This is a genomic window from Streptomyces albicerus, from assembly GCF_008905045.1.
In the GTDB taxonomy this organism is placed as follows: domain Bacteria; phylum Actinomycetota; class Actinomycetes; order Streptomycetales; family Streptomycetaceae; genus Streptomyces; species Streptomyces albicerus.
The window spans coordinates 77929-95527 of sequence record NZ_VWMY01000048.1 but is presented as its reverse complement, the minus strand read 5'-3'; the positions used below and the strand labels follow the sequence as shown (position 1 = coordinate 95527).

The window sequence follows — 17599 nt, the reverse complement described above, 5'->3', positions numbered from 1 at the left end:
AACGCGCCTACATCTACCTCGGCACCCTCACCCTCGCAACCCTCCTCATCTGGCTCCGCACATGATCCGAGAAACAGTGCCTAGGCCCAGCAGGCCGAAGTCACCGCCCACTGGGATCGGCAGGAGGTCACGGTCAAGGCACGGCCTTGGTGGTGTGCTGAGCCCGTTGGCCATGGCGAACGCCGACCTGGCGGCGAGCTCAGGGCGCCCTGCCTGGTCGGCTACCATGGTCAGTACGGCAGACGAGCCGAGTGGACGGCCGCGTCAGGACTCCTGGTCCTGCCGAGGAACGTCCGGACTCCACAGGGCAGGGTGGTGGCTAACGGCCACCCGGGGTGACCCGCGGGACAGTGCCACAGAAAACAGACCGCCCAGCGTTCAGGCGCTGGGTAAGGGTGAAACGGTGGTGTAAGTAGCTGTTGTTGTACCGATCATGGAACGTGTAGATCGAACAGGGTTCCTGGTCGGGTGATCTTCCGGCTGTACGCGCATGAGGGCAGGGCCTCTCGGTAGCTCGGGGATGCGAACCCAAACCGAGCAACACCGGGAGGCCCTGTTGTCGTATGTGTACGCGCCCGCGCCCGTGGACTTCAACTCGTCCGCCGTGTCGTGCGATTGCCTCGCGCATGTGTACGGCAACGCGGCCGATCATCCGGAGCGGGAACGCTGCTATCCCTCCGCCATGAGCGACGCGGAATGGGCGGCGGTGCGCCCGTTGCTGCCCACCCCGGCCTGGCTGGAGGGCCGCGGCGGGCAGCCCGAAGGGTACTGCCACCGCCAGATGTTGGACGCGATCCGCTATCTGGTGGCCGGCGGGATCTCCTGGCGGTCGATGCCCGTGGACTTCCCCGACTGGGACCGCGTTTACGCCTTCTTCCGCCGCTGGCGGCAGCTCGGGTTGATCACCGAGTTCCATGACCGGCTGCGCGGGCGGGTCCGCGAGTGCGAGGGCCGTGAGGTGGAGCCGACGGCCGCCATCATCGACGCGCAGTCGGTGAAGGGGGCCGCCTCGGTGCCCGCCGCTTCACGCGGCTACGACGGCGGCAAGCAGATCAACGGCCGTAAGCGGCACATCATTACCGACTGCCTCGGTCTGCTGCTGGTGGTCGCGGTCACCGCCGCGAACGTGGGCGACCGCGAGGCGGCCGCGGGCCTGCTGGCGCGGCTGCGGAATCTGCACCGGGACGTCTGCCTCGTCTGGGCCGACGGCGGCTACACCGGCCAACTCGTCGACCGGTGCCGCCAGAAGCTGGCCTTCAACCTCGAAGTCGTCAAGCGCACCGACGACATGGAGGGGTTCGTGGTGCTGCCGAGACGCTGGGTGGTGGAGCGCACCCTGAGCTGGTTGATGCATTCGAGACGTCTGGCAAGGGATTACGAGACGCTGCCCGCCACCAGCGAGGCGATGATCCTGTTCTCGATGATCACGCGGATGAGCCGCCGGCTGGTGAGGCCACGAGGCGCCGGCCTGCACTGAACGCGCCCGATGCCTCCTGCAGCAGCCGTCCGCGCTCGCCCAGGCGCCTGGCCTTCGACCGCACCCCTTCGACCTTCGCCGCGACCGCGTTGTCGATGCCCAGGGCCGCCGCGATGTCCTTGGCCCGCATCGGCTCACGGTCCGGCCGGTCCTGAAGCACGTTCAAAATCCGCTGATTATCCAGCGAGAGTACCGACACCGACAGCCCCTCCCGCCAGGGCGGCACGATCGCTCCCGGCACCGACGCGGCCATCTGCGCGGGAACGGGGATGGGCGCCGCTTCCCCCTCGCCCTCGGCTTCCGTCGCGGCCGTGGTCTCGGCGGCGGACGCGGCCAGGGCGTCGACCAGTTCCTCCCGCGCGATCACCCGCCGGTCCAGCTCGATCTCGCCGGCCTCCAGGGCCGCAGCCACACGGGCCGCTTCCTCCCGCAGCACCTCCACCCGCTCTCGGGCAGAAGCCTCGCGCGCCTCCAGCAACCCCAGCATCGACGCCATCGCGCACCCCTTAACGAACAAGCGGAAGCAGAACGCCCGATGACTCCCTCAGCCCGACCGAGACCATGCCTGACCAGCAGGAATCACGCGATCATGTTCGGTTGAGATACGGCTTCTAACGCCTGAGGGCCCCTCCGTACGATGCCCTTCGTCGACCTGGGAAGACGCGTCTGGAGCAGACCGCATCATCGACGCCACCACCAGACAGCGGGCCTGACGGTCGTCCGCGCCTTTGCGGATCCTGGCGTCCGGCTCCGTCCCCGCGCCGGACGCTGCCGCCGCGCCGCCCACTGACAACGCCGGACCGGCTGATCACCGCTCGGCTTGTCGCTTCCCCGCCCACAGAGTGTCCTCCGCCAAAGATCTGGCTCTGACCAGCGGCGACGGAGACGTCCTGGCCACGCTGGTCGCCCGCCTACCCGACCCCACCGCGATCGAGCGGCACTACGCCGACGGCAAGCCATCGTCCCCGAAGGTGCTGCTGAGCAGCGACGAGCGGATCAGTACCCTGGCCGCGCTGGCCGGCAACTCCCACCCGGACCGTGCCCTGGTCACGAACCTGCTTGAAGGGCTGCACCCCGTGGAGGTGCAGTGGCTGCAGGCGTACGAGCAGCACGTCCCGGCGTGGCTGCGGCAGGCCGCAACCGACCATGCCGCGGCGCACCCCTACGCGGGGCCGCCGCGCGTGCTGACGGACGAGGAACTTGATGACGTCGATGACCCGCAAGCAGTCATGCAGGGCTGGCTGGACACCATCAAGGACCACCGGGGCGCCTTCCTGAACCAGGTCGAGTACGCGATCCTCGACTCCCGTCAAGCTCTCGAAGGCAACCCGCCACCGTCGCTGTGCTCGTCTCGGCCGGCACCCGACCGCGATCCATAACCCAGAAGGCGGTTGGGCGAGGTACAGGGCGTTGGCTCGACCGGACAAGTTGGTCGGTCGGTGGACGCCTTCTCAATCACCTGTACCGGATCAGTATCGGCCGCTCCGTGATGCGCTCCGTGTCCCGGTCGTCGACCTTGCGCGCGGTGCCGTCCAGGTACTCGACGCTCCGGGCGCCCGCACCGACGCGCGTGGCGGCTGTGCCTGAGTGGGTCCAGCGGACACGGGCGGTGCGGAGCGTGCCTCGTTCATCGGGGATGAGGAATTCGCACTGCCAGACGTTCTCGGGCAAGCCGATCTCAAGGCCGCGGCCACAGGAGCGGAGGTTGGCGTAGGCCAACCACTGCTGGAGGCCGCCCACGAACCGGCCAGCCTTGGTGGGTGGTTGGCCTTCGGCCTGGAGCACAAGGGGTATCTTGCCGTTGCCCCACGCGTAGAAGTACATGCGCTCCAGGTCCCGGTTGCGGGCGTACAGACCCGTCAAGTAGAAGCGGACCGCGTGGTTGGCTGCGGTTTCCTCGTCCAACGGATCGTTCAGCGGCAGGGTCTGCACGGTGCCGGTGCTCCACAGAGGCAGGTGGTAACCCGCCCGGTGGAACGTCCGGTCGACCTTGCGTACTGCCTCGAGCATGGTCTCCGGGGGGTCGGTAATCCGACGTTGGTACAGCTTGATTCCTGCCGCGTCGCAATACTGGTAGCCGCCCAACTCGGCGAACCGCAGCAGGTATTCGTGTGCGTCGGCCGTCCACAGCTCGGTGAGCGAGGGGCACACCACGGTCGCGTTCTTGTCGCTCTCCCGGATGATGCGGCTTGCTCGCCGGGTCATCTCGACGAGTGTCGTGACGCTGCCGTTGTAATGGTGCTCGTGGTTCGCCGCGACCCACAGTTCGTACGCATCGATACGGGCACCCGCATGCCGTACGAGAGCACGTACGAAGGCGTCCCAGTCGTCGAGGTCGTCCGGTGGCGCCGCTCGGGAGCCGTCCGGATACGCGGCTTTCCGCGCGTCGGGGGCCGCCCAGGAGGGCGTGCCGCCGAAGACGAACAACGTGGGCAGCCGCTCCCGTTCGGCGCCATTGAGGAGCCGGTCAAGCGTGGACCAGTCGTACTCCCCGCGTGCGGGCTCCACTTGGGCCCAGCGGGTCTCGCTGTCCCACAGCCTCAGCGCGCCGGTCCGGAAGGACGGCATGGTCCCGCTGGAGCTGTTCATCGTCACACCGAACAGTTCCGGACCGACGGGCCTGGGTGTCTGCGCCCAACTCGTCGACCCGACCGGCGCCGGAACCGCCGCCGTTGCGGCCTCATACGGGGCGCTTGCGACGGCGGTGCACAGAACGACGAGTGCCATGACGGCGGCGAGGACGAACCGCATGCCCAGGGGACGCCGCCTCGTTGTCGGATCATCGGTAGCCGCGCCGACGGGCGCTCGGGCGAAGGCGGTGCCTGCGACGGGAGACAGGCCGAGATCCACCGCGGTGGACACCGAACCGGGATCTTGCCCTTGCCCAGTCGCGGCCATCCAGCATCGCAGGAGCTTGTTGAGTTCGTCCGGGTCGGCTCCGCACTCCTTGGCGATACAGACGATGAGGTCGTAGTCCGCCGGCGTCCCCTTGCCGTTGCAGTACCGGTGAAGGGTGGAACTGCTCGTGAAAACCCGCCGCCCCAACTCCTGGTAGCTGAGGCCACTGCGCTCCTTCAGTTCCGCCAGAACGCTGGCCAGCTCCTGAGCTCCCTCTTGCCTGTCCAAGCCCTTCACCCCCGTGACCGCTGCCTCGACTCCTGTCCCAGCTTTCCATGCGCGTCCCAATCCGTCTGGAACACACCAGGTCAGCGGGGCGGCACGCGTCCCACGCCGACTTGAAACGCGAGATCACTGGCCATCGGCCGGGGCGGAACAGCACAGTTGATCTCGCCGACATGACACGTCGGCATCACCGGTCCGCACCCTGCTGAACTCACCCGCTGTCATTGCCGCATCGGGCGTATCGCGGGGTGCGCCCACGACACACATCGGGGGAACGCATCATGAGAACTACACGGCTTCTGGGCGCGGCCGGGGCGGCCTTCGCGCTCGCCATCGCCACGGCACCCGCGTCACACGCGTCGACACCGGCGCCCACGTCGGCACTGTCGGCGTCTTCGGCTAGCTGTGACGCGACCGCCGTTGGGGTATGGGGCACCTCGGGCTCGTTCGAGTACAAGGGGCGCGACGTGAAGCTTCTGACCGAGAAGGTCACTGACAAGGTCGCGTTCGCCCAGGCCAGGGACGTGGCGGAGGGCGACAAGCTCTGGATCGACCGCAGCACCAACACGTTCAAGATGGGCAGTTCGCCCGGCCATCCGTCGACGTCCGAAGTGAGGGACAACGGAGGCTGGAAGCAGTGCGGCCCGTTCACCGTCAGCTGGTTCGACGCGAACGTCATGGACGCCAAGGTCACCGACGGGGTGAGCCTGAAGACCAGCTCCACCAAAAGCCGGGCCGTGCGGCCTTGCATCGATCCCGCAGGCACGGCGAAGTCCAAGTGCGGTAAGTGGTACGTGGACCACAAGTAAGAGGCCGTATCTCAACCGATCTTGGAACGTGCGGGTCGAACGGGCGTCCCGCCCGGATGATCTTCCGGCTGCGCGCGCATGAAGGCAGGGCCTCGTGGTAGCTCGGGGGTGCGACCCCTTCCGAGCGGTTCCCGATGGCGCAGCTTCCTACAAGGTTCATGCAAGGTTTGTCGTGCATGGTCACTACCACATACAGCAGACGGCAGCCCAGACCAAGGTCACTTGCTCTAGAACAACGAGGGCTTGCCCAGGGCCAGGCGGCCGCTCCGCTACGTGGGACCCGTATCTACATCTCAAGGGGGAAGAGGCTCTGTGAGGCTCAAGACGATAGGCGGGCGGCTCTCCGCAACTGCAATCAGCTTCCTGACGCTCGGCGCTTTGGCGGTCGGCACCACGCCGGCCTCCGCCGCATGGAGCGATGGTTACGTGCGCGGCTACGACACCTTCGTCGGCGACTGGGGCGACGAGGGAACCCTGGCGGGCTTTGGCCACAGTTCCAACGCTGCGTGCCTGTGGCAGAAGATCCTGTGGGCAGAGGGAGCCACGGAGGAGAACGGCTCACCCTTTGACCTAGCAGACGTTGACGGGCACTTCGGCCGGAACACGGATCATGCGACCAAGTCCCTGCAAGCCAGGTGGGGGCTGGACGATGATGGCCTGGTCGGCAACGGGACCTTTGGCCGCGCCGACAACAACCTGGTCAAAGAGAGCGGCAGCACCGCCCGAGGCGAAACGCTGAACCTCAACTACAACGGCCGCCTCTACAAGCTCGACATCACCCGCAACACGCAAGGGATATACCTCTTCAAGGACGGGTCGGGCGACTGGCGGCAGGCCGGCTACGACTACAACACCTGCGACTGAGGGATCGGCTCCTGGCATCGTCCCCGACCTCATGAAGATCGCGAATAGCTGTATCTCAACCGATCATGGAACGTGTGGGTCGAACAGGGTTCCTGATGGGGTGATCTTCCGGCTGTATGCGCATGAGGGCAGGGCCTCTCGGTAGCTCGGGGATGCGAATCCAGTCCGAGCAGTACCGGGAGGCCCTGTTGTCACATGTGTACGCGGTTGCGCCCGTCGACTTCAACTCGCCCGTCGTGTCGTGCGATTGCCTCGCGCACATGTTCGGCAACGCTGCCGATCATCCCGAGAGGCAGCGCCGGTATCCGTCGGACATGACGGACGCGGAGTGGTTGGCGGTGCGGCCCTTGCTGCCCACGCCGTCCTGGCTGGAGGGCCGCGGCGGGCAGCCCGAGGGATACTGCCACCGCCAGATGCTGGACGCGATCCGCTACCTGGTCGCGGGCGGGATCTCCTGGCGGTCGATGCCGGCGGACTTCCCCCACTGGGCCCGGGTCTATGCCTTCTTCCGCCGCTGGCGCGAGAGCGGGCTGGTCGCGGAGTTCCACGACCGGCTGCGCGGGAAGGTGCGCGAGCGCGAGGGGCGCGAGGCGGAGCCGACGGTGGGGATCATTGACGCGCAGTCGGTGAAGGCCGCTGCGAGTGTTCCCGCCGCCTCACGCGGCTTCGACGGCGGCAAGCTGATCAACGGGCGGAAGCGGCACATCGTGACCGACTGCCTGGGTTTGCTGCTCGTCGTGGCCGTGACCGCCGCGAACATCGGGGACCGTGAGGCGGCCGTCGGCCTGCTGAGACGGCTGCGCGAGCTGCACCGGGACATCTGCCTGGTCTGGGCGGACGGCGGCTACATCGGGGCCCTCATCGACTGGTGCCGGCACAAGCTCGCCTTCGCCCTCGAAGTCGTCAAGCGCACCGATGACATGGAGGGGTTCGTGGTGCTGCCGAGGCGGTGGGTGGTCGAGCGCACCCTGGGCTGGCTGATGCACTCGCGCCGTTTGTGCCGGGATTACGAGACGCTCACCGCGACCAGCGAGGCGATGATCCAATGGTCGATGATCACGCGGATGAGCCGCCGCCTGGCGAGGCCACGACCCTGCGGCCGGCACTGAACGCGCCGGACGCCTCCTGGAGCAACCAGCCCCGCTCGGCCAGGCGTTTCGCCTTCGAGCGCACCCCCTCGACCTTCGCCGCCACTGCCGTGTCGATGCCCATCACGGCCGCGATGTCCTTGGCCCGCAAGGGTTCCAGGTCCGGCCGGTCCTGCAGCACATTCAAGATCCGCTGATTGTCCGGCGAGAGCACCGCCACCTCAAGCCCCTCTCGCCAGGGCGGCACGATCGCTCCCGGAACCGACGCGGCCGCAGGCGCGGGAACGGGAATGGGCGCCGTTTCTCCCTCACCCTGGGCTTCCGTCACGGCAGTGGTCTCGGCGGCGGATGCGGCCAGGGCGTCCACGAGCTCCTCGCGAGCGATCACCCGCCGGTCCAGCTCGATCTCGCCGGCCTCCAAGGCCGCAGCCGTACGAGCCGCCTCCTCCCGCAGCACCTCCACCCGCTCGCGGGCAGACATTTCCCGCGCCTCCAGCAACCCCAGCATCGACGCCATCGCGCACCCCTCGACAAACCAGCGCAAGCAGAACACCAGATGCCTCCCTCACCCCGACCGATACCATGCCTGACCAGTAGGAATCAAGCGATCATGTTCGGTTGAGATACGGCTTCTAAGAGACCACCAGTGCCCAGGGTGACCTGGGCAGCTCGGTAAACCCCACCCGGAGCAAGGTCAAAAGGAGCCGCTGTGAATGGCGGCTCTGCGCGGACGTTTGAGGGCTGCCCGCCCGAGTCCGCGGGTAGACCGCACGAGGCCGGCGGCAACGCCGGCCCTAGATGGATGGCCGTCTCCCGGTCGACCGCGAGGTCGACCGGTGACAGAATCCGGCGTACAGCTCGACTCGTCTGCCATTTCTCTGCCTTCGACGTTCCGGCGGGCGGGGTCGCGCGTCCATCGCAACCGCATTCCGATGACGCGTCATGTGGAGTGCGTTGCCATCCTTGAACCTGCTGCGAAGGGCTCCTGACGCTCGTTCTGATGGGTGTCAGGCGCGTCGGAGCTGCTGGGAGTGCTGCAGCAAGTGGAACCTGGTCGTGTCTCGGATCGGTCCAACCGGTGGTTCCAGCGCGTGTGGCGTTGGCGGGGGCGGCCGCTTGGTCAGGTTTGGGAGTGTCAACTCGCTGGTTGCTCCGTTGTCGTGGGGTGTCCGGCGGGGGCACGCGGGGAAGTTCTATCGGCCCACGATGCCTGGTGACTCGGGCTCACGCTGGTTGCCAGACCTGGGCCAGCGTCGCTGTGGTGAGAACCTGCTCGGGCCGACCCTGTGCCACCAGGTGTCCGTCGCGGAGCAGGAGGCAGGAGTTCGCCGAGCGGGCGGCCTCCAGGTCGTGCGTGGCCTGGACCACGGTCACCCCGTCAGCGACCAACTCCGTCAGTAGCACCGTGATCCTCTGCCTGGCCTCCGGGTCGAGTCCCGTGGTGGGCTCGTCCAGCAGCAGAAGGTCCGACTCCTGGACGAGACCTTGGGCGATCAGGGCGCGCTGACGCTGTCCCCCCGACAACTCGCCGAGTTGGCGGGTCGCGAGGTCGGTGATGTGGGATGTGGGGTCGATCACCCCGGCCGTGACTCCGAGCAGCGTTGACTTCCTGCTTCCGTTCGGGCCGACGAGCGCTGTCATGGTCATCGCCCCTATTTCTGCGGTCAGTTGGTGCAGGACGGGACGGCCCGCATATCCGGCGGACAGCTCGACGAAGCGGACGCGGGATGCTCTGTCCCGAGCGGGGGCCATTTCCGGGTCTAATGAACATGATTTTCATTGCAGTGTGTCCTTATGGAGTGGTTGACGGGCCCTTTCGAGGTGACCTTCGTGCAAAGGGCCCTTTGGGGCGGGATTCTGGTGTCGGCGATCTGCGCGCTGGCCGGTACCTGGGTGGTGCTCAGGGGGATGGCCTTCCTCGGCGACGCCATGTCCCACGGGTTGCTGCCAGGGGTCGCGCTCGCCGCGCTGCTCGGCGGAAACCTGCTGGTGGGGGCGGTGGCGAGATTGCCTGATCCCGCACAGCGATGCGGCAGGCGTCGTCGATGCCGTCAGTGAGGGCGTCGACACCACCCGGATGGGGCAGCGGGTGTGGGTGTACGGTGCCCAGTCCTACCGGGCTTTCGGCACCGCCGCCCAGTACACGGTCGTACCCGACCACCTGGTCGTGGCCCTGCCCGATCACCTCAGCGACGAACTCGGAGCCGCCCTGGGCATCCCCGGCATCACCGCACACCGGGCCGTGTTCGGCGACGGCTCGGTCGACGGCAGGACCGTGTTGGTGCAGGGCGTTCTCGGCGGTGTCGGCTCGCTGGCGGCCCAGCTGGCCCGTTGGGGTGGAGCGACCGTCCTCGGCACCGTGACGCGCGGCAAGGACCTCGACCGCGTCGACCCCTTCGTGGTGTCCCACGCCGTGGCCCTGGACCAGGATGACCCGGCCAAGGCGATCCGCGCCTACGCGCCCCAGGGTGTGCACCGCGTCGTGGAGGTGGCCCTCTCCGACAACGCCGATCTGGACGCCGAGGTGGTTGCGGGCGACGCGGTCATCGCCGCCTACGCCACCCGGGCCGACCGGCCGCAGGTGCCGTTCTGGCCTCTGCTGTTCGCCAACGTGACCCTGCGCCTGATCGGCAGCGACGACTTCCCCGTCGAGGCGAAACGGCAGGCCGCCCGCGACCTCACCGCCGCAGCCGCCGTCGGTGCCCTCAGTATCGACATCGGCGCCCGCTACCCACTGGACGAGATCGCCCAGGCCCACGACCGCGTCGACGTCGGTGGCCGCGGCCGCGTTCTGGTCTCCATCCCCCAGTGAAGGCGCCCCAGGCATCTGCATGTGGGTCTCAGGCGCACGGCAGCGCCGCTGCTCACCACTCTTGCTTGACCAGCTTCATGGTCTGGTGGGAAATGGTCCGGCTGACACCAGGAAGGCGGAGGAACTTGGTGGTCTGGAACCGCTCGTACTCTCCGACGTCGGCGACCAGGACCCGCAGGATGTAGTCCGGGCTCCCGAACACCCGGCGGACCTCGACCACCTCCTCCAGCGCGGCGACCGCGGACTCGAACTCCTCTAGCGAGCGTTGATCGTTCACCGTGACCTCGACCGCGACCGTGACCTCGAACGAGCGCCCCGCGGCGGCGGGGTCCACCCTCGCGTGGTAGCCGGTGATGACGCCCTCTTGCTCGAGGCGCTTGACCCGTCGCAGGCAGGGAGCGGGGGTCAGGCGTACGCGGTGGGCCAGCTCGGTATTGCTCAGCCTTGCGTCCTGACGTAGCTCTTCGATAATTGCGCGATCAATGGCATCAAGGTCGCGAATATTGCGCATGGCGGCATTATAGAGCACTAATTAGCAATCCTAACCCGCCTTGATCTCTCTATCATTGCCCTTATGTCCCTCAAGTCCTCGGTGCTGGCTACGACGGAACAGTCGCCCAGCGCTCATCAGCCGGGCCAGATCCGCCTGGCTGTCACACATTCGCTGCCCGCCGTCCTCGGTGTGATCCCGATGGGGGTGGCGTTCGGTGTGCTGGTCACTCACTCCGGCCTGGAATGGTGGTGGGCGACCGTGTTCGCCGCGGTCGTGTTCGCCGGCTCCTTGGAGTTCCTGCTCATCGGCCTGGCCACCGCCATGGCTCCGCTGAGCCAGGTCGCCGTGACCGCGCTCCTCGTGAACTTCCGGCATGTCTTCTACGCGCTGTCGTTTCCCATGCACCAGGTCCACGGGCCTCTCGCGAAGACCTACAGCACGTTCACCCTCACCGACGAGGCGTGGGCGTTGACCACCGCGCCGGAGGCGCAGTCATGGTCGCGTCGCCGCATCCTGGCCATCCAGGCCACGTTCCAGGTGAACTGGGTCGGCAGCGTCACCCTCGGAGCGCTCGGCGGCGCCCTCGTTCCCGACAGCGTCGTGGGACTCCAGTTCGCCGTCATCGCGTTCTTCCTGGTCCTGGCCATTGACGCGGTCCGGGCGACCCGCAGCGTGCCGATCCCGCTCGCTGCCGTGGTGTCCGCACTCATCGGACACGGCCTCTTCGGCACTCAGATGCTGGTGCCCGCGCTGGCCATGTTCACCGGGTTCCTGCTGATCCGATACGCGCTTCGACGCGGGAAGGCCGGCCAGGATGTCTGAGCCCAGCGCCAGCTACCTGGTGGGAGTCGTGCTGGTCAGCGCCGCGGTCACCTGGACGTTGCGGGCCGCCCCGTTCGCGCTCCTGGCGCCGCTGCGCCGCAGCCGTCTGTTGCCCTATCTCAACGCCAGCATGCCCGTCGGAGTGATGAGCATCCTCGTCATCTACTCGCTGCTGTCGTCCGCTTCGGCGTCCCCCGGAGCGCGTCCGTGGGCGGCGTTGGCCATCGCCACGGCCGTCACCGCGGCCGTCCACCTGTGGCGCCGCAACTTCGTGCTGAGCATCCTGATCGGCACCGGCCTGCACGTCGCCCTCGCCTCCACCGTCCTCGCCGCCTGACGGGACGCCAGTTCGAAGCTGCCCTCGCCGGGGTCATCGCTCGGCATGCCTGGAGGTTTCCTCGGCGAGAGCCATGTTTACGGCAGCCTCGGCATGCGCGATGGTCGTATCGACGAGGGGCACCGGACTGCCGTCGGCTTCGACCAGCATGCCGAACTCGGTACAACCGAGGATGACCGCCTCTGTACCGCGCTCGACCAGGTCCGCGATGGCAGCCCTGAACTTTTCCCGGGTGGCGGGCAGGAAACGCCCTTGGCCAGTTCCGCGTACAGGGCGTTGTGCACATTCTCCTGGTGCTCGCCTTCTGTGACCAGTACCTTCAGGCCGTAACGCTGCCGCAGGCGGTCCACGAAATAGCTGCCCGTCATCGTGTAGCGGCTGCCGAGCAGTCCCACGGTCGTCAAACCACGGCGCAGAATCTGACGCGCCGTCGGATCAACGATGTGGATGAACGGCAGATCGACAGCGCTTTCGACACGTTGATCGGCGGTGTGGACGGTGCTGCAGGCCAGTAGGAAGAAATCCGCGTCGGCGGCTTTGAGCTTGTTGCCCTCCCGGGCCAGCAGGTCACCCACCAAGTCCCACCGACCCTCGCGCTGGTTGCGCTCGATCTCCTCGAAGTCAGTGATTCCTGATATGTAGCAGGTTCTTGTCAAGGGGCATGGGTATGCGGCCCCTCCCCGCTGAGAGGGGTGTGGGGCTGACGGGGGCGGACCGGGGTGTGCGTGTCGTGGCGTCGACGCGCGGTCAGCCTGATATGCGCGGGTTGAGTACCGCATGACCGGTTGTGCGTCGGGAACGGACCGCTTATCTAATGCCGGGCGTGGCCCGCAAGGAACGGGCTGCTCATAGGAATTCCGCGGATCGTTCCTCGCGCTGCACGGTCCCCAGGCTGATGCCCCCGCCAGCGGTTTTCGCGGAGGAGTTGATGGGTGTCAGTCCTCCATGATTGCCAGACTCCAGCACCAGCCGGACAGTTCCCGGGCGACGGCCACGACGCTGATGGTGGAGCGTTTGCGGCGGGCGTCCAGGTTCAACCAGCGCTGGTGCAGGCGCCGGTTGCCCCGTTCGGCGCGTTGCCGGACAGGGGCGGCGGCGTGGTCGAGGCGGGCCTGGAGACCGGCGCCGGGGTGTCGGTAGGGACGGCGGTGGTGCCAGGCGGCCTCCACCAGGAGCCGCCGGGCATGGGTGTTGCCCGTCTTGGTGATACCTCCCTGGCGGCGCTGGCTGCCGGAAGAGTCCTCGCTGGGAACAAGCCCCAGGTAGGAGCCGATCGTCGAGCCGGTGAAGCGGTGCCAGTCACCAATCTCGACGGCGAGGCCGAATGCGGTGAAGGTGCTCACCCCGCGCATGCAGGCCAGCCGGCGGACGGCTGGGGCCCAGGCAGGTTGGGCGGCGAGTTCGGTGATGGCCGCATCCAGGCGGGTCCGGCGTGCTTCGAGGGCCAATACCGTCTCCAGGGCCTCGTCGTAGGCGACCCGCAGTCCGAATTCGTCGAAGCGGTGGCCGGTCAGCCACTGGTGATGGGCGGCGGTCCAGGCCCTGCCATCGGTGTAGACGATGCCGCGGCGCAGCAGCAGTTTGGCCACCCGGTGGCGGGCGCGCATCAGGTCGGCGCGGACATCGTCGCGGGCCCGGGTGAGGTCCCGGGCAGCCTCCTGTTCCAGATCTGGCACCCGCACCGCGGGCAGCTCGTCCAGTCGCAGCAGTTTCGCGAGCCGCTGGGCATCGCGCTTGTCGGTCTTGACCCGGTCTCCGGCCGGCCGCTCCATTTTCGACGGCGCCGCCACCACGCAGCGGATACCGGCCTGCTGCAGGGCGCGTGCCAGGACGAAGCCGGTCGGTCCGGCCTCGTAGGCAACCGCGGCTGGCTGCGGCAGACGGCGCACCCAGGCAACCACGTCCGCCGCGTTGACGACGAGCCGGTCGGTGAAGATTTCACCGGTCGTACCGTCCAGTGCCCAGGCCGTGGTGGAGCGGGCATGGACATCCAGGCCGACCGAAGTACGCTCGGAAAACATCCGGTGCCTCCCGGTAAATGCGGCACTACCCGCCACCGTGCCCACCGGCAGACAACCCGCGTCAACTTACGCGAGGGGCATCGGTCTTGGTCTTCTCTGCGGTCGAACCCACCGACGCTTCATACGATCTAATTGGCAGCCGAGTCGTCGTGGGGCACCGGGCGGCCAATCACTGAAAGCCACCAGCGGCAGAGCTTTTTGAACCACACCCGGCACCCCTGGGTGGGTGAACCATACGAGGGGCTCACCGCGTCCCGCAGAACAACGTAGGGAGGCTTTTTTCGTGCGCCCAGCAGAACAGGAGGTGACACCGTGACATAGCGGTGTTCTTGCTGTTCGGAAGCTCGTCGTCGCCTGCCGGTGGAAGTCCGGTCCGGGTAGCTGCCAGGAGGCCCGGTAGCAGGCTGGCGGCGTCGGAGGGAAACGTCCGGCGTCGAAGCCCAGCGTCAATGGCCCTGTGGCAGGGGGAGCGACGATACGGTCCGTAGCATCACGCGAAGCCTGCGGCGTCGTTACTCAGCCACCCTTTCGGGTGGAACGAGGGAGTGCCGAGCCCTTCGAAATCGGGGCGAAGGCCATGGAAGCGGTGAAGATCCTGGACGGGCAGCCGCGAAGATCCTGGACGGGCAGCCGCGAAGGACTCCCCGGCGTATGGGGCGCGGAACGTATCGAGGGTGGCGACGGGAACTGGGGAGGCCCTCCCCGGCCCGGTGACCTGCGGATAGTCGTCACCGGAAGCAGCGCGTCCTATAACTTGGGCAAGTCCCGGTGACGCGGGTAGTGCCGCACCGACTCCTCGCTGATGTTTTGGCTGGGCGATGAGGTGGCTCGGGGCGTCGACCTTGCCGACGGCGGAGCCGTCCTGGCCATCGCCATCCGTGTTCTGGGGGCTGGAGTGACGCGGCGGTGGCCACGGCGCTCCAGTCCGCCAACGGTCAAGCTTGCTCGGCGAAGATCTGGGCGAACCGGCCCTGGGCGCACATGAGTTCGTCGTAGGTGCCGCATTCGGCGACGGTGCCCTGGTCGATGACGTAGATGCGGTCTATTGCGCGCAGGGTCCAGGCGCGGTGGGACACGACGATGGTGATGCGCTCGGCCTTGGTGCGGCCGAGCTCCTGGAACACCTCCTGTTCGGCTTCGGCGTCGATGGCCGACGTCGGTTCGTCGAGGATCCAGATGGGTGCGTTGCGCAGGTAGATCCGCGCCAACGCGAGGCGCTGCCACTGGCCGCCGGAGATTCCGACGCCGCCCCACTGCTCTCCGAGCTGAGTGTCGAGCCCGTGGGGCATGGCGCGTACGAACTCGCCAGCCCGGGCGGCGTCGATGGCGGCCCAGATCTGCTCGTCGGACACTTCGTCGTCCGGGGTGCCGAGCGCTACCGTCTGCCGGACGGTGAACTCGTACCGGCCGAACTCCTGGGTGAGGAGCCCGAACTTGCCGAGCCACGCGGCTTCGCCCAGCTCGGCTCGCCTGCGGCCGTCGACGGTGACGACACCGCCGGACGCCTCGACCAGCCCGAGGACCGCGTTGACGGTGGTGGTCTTCCCGGCGCCGTTGACGCCGACCAGCGCGATCATCTCACCACGCTTTGCGGTGAGACTGATGTCGGTGATGGCGTCGTGGTCACGTCCGTCGTAGCGGTGGGTCAGCCGAGACACGACCAGGTCGCTCGCCTCCGGGGCGATGACCTGCTTGAACGCGGGCGGCGCCGCTCGGAAGAAGCGCCGCACCGCGGTGGTCTGCGGCAGGAACTGCAGCACCTCGGAGAGCGAGAGGCTGCCCTGAGAGGTGGCGGCCATGGCCGTGATGACACCGTAGACGCCGGCGACCGCGGTCGGCCCGTAGTTCATGCCCACGATGACCGCGATGACGGCCCCGCCGAGCAGAACAGTGCCGGATACGCCGACTGCCCGCTGTGCGCGGATCGTTGCCGCGATGGGGAGGTCTCGGACCTCGGCGACCTTGTGCTGCTGCGCCTTCACCATCTCGGCGAGCCGGTGGGTGGTGCCCAGGCTCGCGAGCTCGGTGACGGACCTCTGGCGGCTCATTGTGTCGCGCAGGTAGGTGTCGCGCTGGTAGACGGCACCGAGGACGCGCCACATGCGCTCGATCGCCCGGCCAACGTGCCGGCCCGCGATGATGGCCGGCGCGGCCCCCAGCACCACCAGGACGGCTGCGACAGGGCTCATGAGGGCGAGCGTCACGACGACACCGATCGCGGAGACGACCGAGCCAACACCGGCCATCGTGTTCCCGTACACGTACGAGACTGCTTGCACGATGGCCCGGCTGTGGCCCTCGACCTCCGCTGCGACCTTCGCGTTGGACAGGCGCGAAGGCGACATGCTCGCCACGATCACGGCGAGCTCGGACTGCAGGTCGATCTCTGTGCTCAGCATCGACCGCTCGTCGATGGCGGCGCGGAGCGAGAGCAGCGGGCCGGACAGGCCGACGACGATCACGACGATCGCCAGCGGCCACACCATCCCGCCGAGGTGGTCGCCCGCGCGCAGCCGGTCGATGAGCGCGGCTGTGGCGACCACCTGGGCGGACGGCAGAAATGCAAGGACGAGGGTCAGGACGGCGACCAGGCCGGCCGACGATGGGTCAGACGTGAATGCCCGCTTGGTCACGAACGCGACGTCGTCAACAACGTTGCGGAGCCGGGCACAGCGGGAGAGAGCTTCGAAGGCAGAAGACATGAGTGAACTCGGTTCCTGAGCAAGACGAACGCAAGATGCCCTTCCCGCGATGGGAAGGCCCAGCAGCGGCACGACCGCGACCTATGTCGGATCGCCCGCTACCACGTGGAGCACGGTGTGGTCGGGACGCTGGGGGCGTCGCCCACCTACAGGCTCAGGCACGAATCACGCCGGAGAGCCTGTCGCCAGCACGTGTCGGTGTCAACTGGATATTCGGGCAGCCGGGGCCCGCTGCCGCCACGAAGCAGCGCCTCCGCCTTCATGCTCGCGCCGACACTGCGCTGGAGTTGGCGTGCAGTCCATGTGCGGGGACCGAGGCGGGTAGTGCGCCGAGCAGTCCCACCGTCAGTGCCGCGTCCGCCACCGCGGCGGACCAGCGTCTGAGCAGTCCTGGGGCCGCCGCCCGGCGTGTTCGCTCGGTGAGCATGGCTGACTGCTCCTTCGGAGGAGGGGAGGGGCGGATGTCCTTCCGGACCGCTCGCGCGCAACGATGCGGTGGGGATCCGGAGACCGGTGTGTCAACACGTGGCCGGTGCGGGCACCTTGGGCGCCCTCACCGGAACCGCGCTCAGAAACCGTCGCACCCCAGACGGTGGCCCGGGCCGCGCGAGCGGAAGTCGATCGCCGTGTTCGCGCAGTGCGTCGCGGAGACCGCCCTGGCCTGGACGCTCGACTACCGTGCCGAACGCCGAGCCTTCGGCACGCCCGTCGGGGACTTCCAGCACACCCGTTTCCTGCTCGCCGAACTGGCCACCGAGATCGAGGTGACCCGTGTCTACGTCGACAACGCCATCACGGCGCTGAACGACGGCACGCTCACACCGGTGGACGCGGCGAAGGTCAAGTGGTGGGCCGGCGAGCTCCAGACCCGAGTCCTGGACCGCTGCGTCCAACTGCACGGCGGCTACGGCTACATGCTGGAATACCCGATCGCCCGCGCGTTCGTCGACGCCCGAATCCAGACCATCTACGGCGGCACGACCGAGGCCATGAAGGAGATCATCGGCCGTGACCTGGCCAAGCGAAGGGGCAGCCGATGAACCGTATGTGC

Annotated in this window: 15 protein-coding genes, 1 other RNA gene and 5 pseudogenes; 11 read left to right on the top strand and 10 right to left on the bottom strand. The window is 67.8% G+C overall.

What is annotated here, in order from left to right; translation table 11 throughout:
- Positions 1–262 precede the first annotated feature (262 nt).
- An RNA gene (gene rnpB / locus GAS53_RS36625) (RNase P RNA component class A) lies at positions 263–471 on the top strand.
- A gap of 211 nt (positions 472–682) precedes the next feature.
- Positions 683–1477 (top strand): IS5 family transposase, encoded by a 795-nt coding sequence (locus GAS53_RS36620; protein ID WP_151482084.1) that lies wholly within the window; start codon positions 683–685, stop codon positions 1475–1477.
- On the opposite strand, the gene GAS53_RS36615 is transcribed toward GAS53_RS36620, so the two are convergent.
- Positions 1425–1973, bottom strand: coding sequence for a hypothetical protein (locus tag GAS53_RS36615; protein ID WP_225859318.1), 549 nt, complete (start codon positions 1971–1973; stop codon positions 1425–1427). The genes GAS53_RS36620 and GAS53_RS36615 overlap by 53 nt on opposite strands.
- Before the next feature lie 346 nt (positions 1974–2319).
- On the opposite strand from GAS53_RS36615, the gene GAS53_RS36610 reads away from it, so the two are divergent.
- The gene (locus tag GAS53_RS36610; protein WP_151482072.1) at positions 2320–2856 is read left to right on the top strand and encodes a hypothetical protein; all 537 of its coding nucleotides are present in this window, start codon (positions 2320–2322) and stop codon (positions 2854–2856) included.
- 76 nt (positions 2857–2932) lie between these two features.
- On the opposite strand, the gene GAS53_RS36605 is transcribed toward GAS53_RS36610, so the two are convergent.
- Positions 2933–4603, bottom strand: a complete 1671-nt coding sequence (locus GAS53_RS36605; RefSeq protein ID WP_151482071.1) for a helix-turn-helix domain-containing protein — start codon at positions 4601–4603, stop codon at positions 2933–2935.
- Between the two features lie 464 nt (positions 4604–5067).
- Here GAS53_RS36605 and GAS53_RS36600 point away from each other — a divergent pair, with 464 nt between their 5' ends.
- The 3 genes from GAS53_RS36600 to GAS53_RS36590 all read left to right on the top strand — a co-directional run bounded on the left by GAS53_RS36600 (position 5068) and on the right by GAS53_RS36590 (position 7382).
- Positions 5068–5409 carry a hypothetical protein gene (locus tag GAS53_RS36600; RefSeq protein WP_151482070.1) on the top strand — a complete coding sequence of 114 codons (342 nt, stop codon included), beginning with the start codon at positions 5068–5070 and terminating at the stop codon, positions 5407–5409.
- A gap of 312 nt (positions 5410–5721) precedes the next feature.
- Positions 5722–6273, top strand: coding sequence for a Tat pathway signal protein (locus tag GAS53_RS36595; protein ID WP_225859317.1), 552 nt, complete (start codon positions 5722–5724; stop codon positions 6271–6273).
- Between the two features lie 152 nt (positions 6274–6425).
- Complete coding sequence (locus tag GAS53_RS36590) at positions 6426–7382, top strand: IS5 family transposase (protein ID WP_225859316.1); 957 nt, start codon at positions 6426–6428, stop codon at positions 7380–7382.
- On the opposite strand, the gene GAS53_RS36585 is transcribed toward GAS53_RS36590, so the two are convergent.
- Positions 7330–7878: a hypothetical protein gene (locus GAS53_RS36585; protein ID WP_225859315.1), complete on the bottom strand. Its 549-nt coding sequence runs from the start codon at positions 7876–7878 to the stop codon at positions 7330–7332. The two genes, GAS53_RS36590 and GAS53_RS36585, sit on opposite strands and share 53 nt — an antisense overlap.
- Before the next feature lie 707 nt (positions 7879–8585).
- Complete coding sequence (locus GAS53_RS36580; protein WP_151482068.1) at positions 8586–9113, bottom strand: metal ABC transporter ATP-binding protein; 528 nt, start codon at positions 9111–9113, stop codon at positions 8586–8588.
- Positions 9114–9155: 42 nt separating this feature from the next.
- Here GAS53_RS36580 and GAS53_RS36575 point away from each other — a divergent pair.
- Together GAS53_RS36575 and GAS53_RS36570 are read left to right on the top strand one after the other, a co-directional pair.
- Positions 9156–9362 (top strand): annotated as a pseudogene (locus GAS53_RS36575) (metal ABC transporter permease); the annotation flags it as partial.
- A gap of 10 nt (positions 9363–9372) precedes the next feature.
- Positions 9373–10173, top strand: a pseudogene (locus tag GAS53_RS36570) (alcohol dehydrogenase catalytic domain-containing protein); the annotation flags it as partial.
- A gap of 52 nt (positions 10174–10225) precedes the next feature.
- Here GAS53_RS36570 and GAS53_RS36565 read toward each other — a convergent pair.
- A complete protein-coding gene (locus GAS53_RS36565) occupies positions 10226–10684 on the bottom strand; it encodes an Lrp/AsnC family transcriptional regulator (protein ID WP_151482067.1) in 459 nt (152 codons plus the stop codon).
- 63 nt (positions 10685–10747) lie between these two features.
- On the opposite strand from GAS53_RS36565, the gene GAS53_RS36560 reads away from it, so the two are divergent.
- Together GAS53_RS36560 and GAS53_RS36555 are read left to right on the top strand one after the other, a co-directional pair.
- Complete coding sequence (locus GAS53_RS36560) at positions 10748–11488, top strand: AzlC family ABC transporter permease (protein ID WP_151482066.1); 741 nt, start codon at positions 10748–10750, stop codon at positions 11486–11488.
- A complete protein-coding gene (locus tag GAS53_RS36555) occupies positions 11481–11825 on the top strand; it encodes a branched-chain amino acid transporter permease (protein WP_151482065.1) in 345 nt (114 codons plus the stop codon). The genes GAS53_RS36560 and GAS53_RS36555 overlap by 8 nt, the downstream gene beginning before the upstream one ends.
- 33 nt (positions 11826–11858) lie before the next feature.
- Here GAS53_RS36555 and GAS53_RS58535 read toward each other — a convergent pair.
- The 5 genes and pseudogenes from GAS53_RS58535 to GAS53_RS56870 all read right to left on the bottom strand — a co-directional run.
- Positions 11859–12077, bottom strand: a pseudogene (locus GAS53_RS58535) (aspartate/glutamate racemase family protein); the annotation flags it as partial.
- Between the two features lie 86 nt (positions 12078–12163).
- Positions 12164–12604, bottom strand: a pseudogene (locus tag GAS53_RS58530) (aspartate/glutamate racemase family protein); the annotation flags it as partial.
- A gap of 156 nt (positions 12605–12760) precedes the next feature.
- Complete coding sequence (locus tag GAS53_RS36545; RefSeq protein ID WP_225859314.1) at positions 12761–13891, bottom strand: IS110 family RNA-guided transposase; 1131 nt, start codon at positions 13889–13891, stop codon at positions 12761–12763.
- A gap of 890 nt (positions 13892–14781) precedes the next feature.
- Positions 14782–16479 (bottom strand): ABC transporter ATP-binding protein, encoded by a 1698-nt coding sequence (locus GAS53_RS36540; protein WP_225859313.1) that lies wholly within the window; start codon positions 16477–16479, stop codon positions 14782–14784.
- 328 nt (positions 16480–16807) lie between these two features.
- Positions 16808–16975, bottom strand: a complete 168-nt coding sequence (locus tag GAS53_RS56870) for a hypothetical protein (RefSeq protein ID WP_225859312.1) — start codon at positions 16973–16975, stop codon at positions 16808–16810.
- Positions 16976–17153: 178 nt separating this feature from the next.
- Here GAS53_RS56870 and GAS53_RS56865 point away from each other — a divergent pair.
- Positions 17154–17588: pseudogene (locus GAS53_RS56865) on the top strand (acyl-CoA dehydrogenase family protein); the annotation flags it as partial.
- Between the last annotated feature and the right edge of the window lie 11 nt (positions 17589–17599).

What these genes read in the sequence shown, in the direction of transcription:
- GAS53_RS56870 (WP_225859312.1), bottom strand. Translation starts at nt 16,975, where the DNA reads ATGCTCACCGAGCGAACACGCCGGGCGGCGGCCCCAGGACTGCTCAGA.
- GAS53_RS36585 (WP_225859315.1), bottom strand. Translation starts at nt 7,878, where the DNA reads ATGGCGTCGATGCTGGGGTTGCTGGAGGCGCGGGAAATGTCTGCCCGC.
- GAS53_RS36580 (WP_151482068.1), bottom strand. Translation starts at nt 9,113, where the DNA reads ATGGCCCCCGCTCGGGACAGAGCATCCCGCGTCCGCTTCGTCGAGCTG.
- GAS53_RS36615 (WP_225859318.1), bottom strand. Translation starts at nt 1,973, where the DNA reads ATGGCGTCGATGCTGGGGTTGCTGGAGGCGCGCGAGGCTTCTGCCCGA.
- GAS53_RS36590 (WP_225859316.1), top strand. Translation starts at nt 6,426, where the DNA reads ATGCGAATCCAGTCCGAGCAGTACCGGGAGGCCCTGTTGTCACATGTG.
- GAS53_RS36620 (WP_151482084.1), top strand. Translation starts at nt 683, where the DNA reads ATGAGCGACGCGGAATGGGCGGCGGTGCGCCCGTTGCTGCCCACCCCG.
- GAS53_RS36560 (WP_151482066.1), top strand. Translation starts at nt 10,748, where the DNA reads ATGTCCCTCAAGTCCTCGGTGCTGGCTACGACGGAACAGTCGCCCAGC.
- GAS53_RS36555 (WP_151482065.1), top strand. Translation starts at nt 11,481, where the DNA reads ATGTCTGAGCCCAGCGCCAGCTACCTGGTGGGAGTCGTGCTGGTCAGC.
- GAS53_RS36565 (WP_151482067.1), bottom strand. Translation starts at nt 10,684, where the DNA reads ATGCGCAATATTCGCGACCTTGATGCCATTGATCGCGCAATTATCGAA.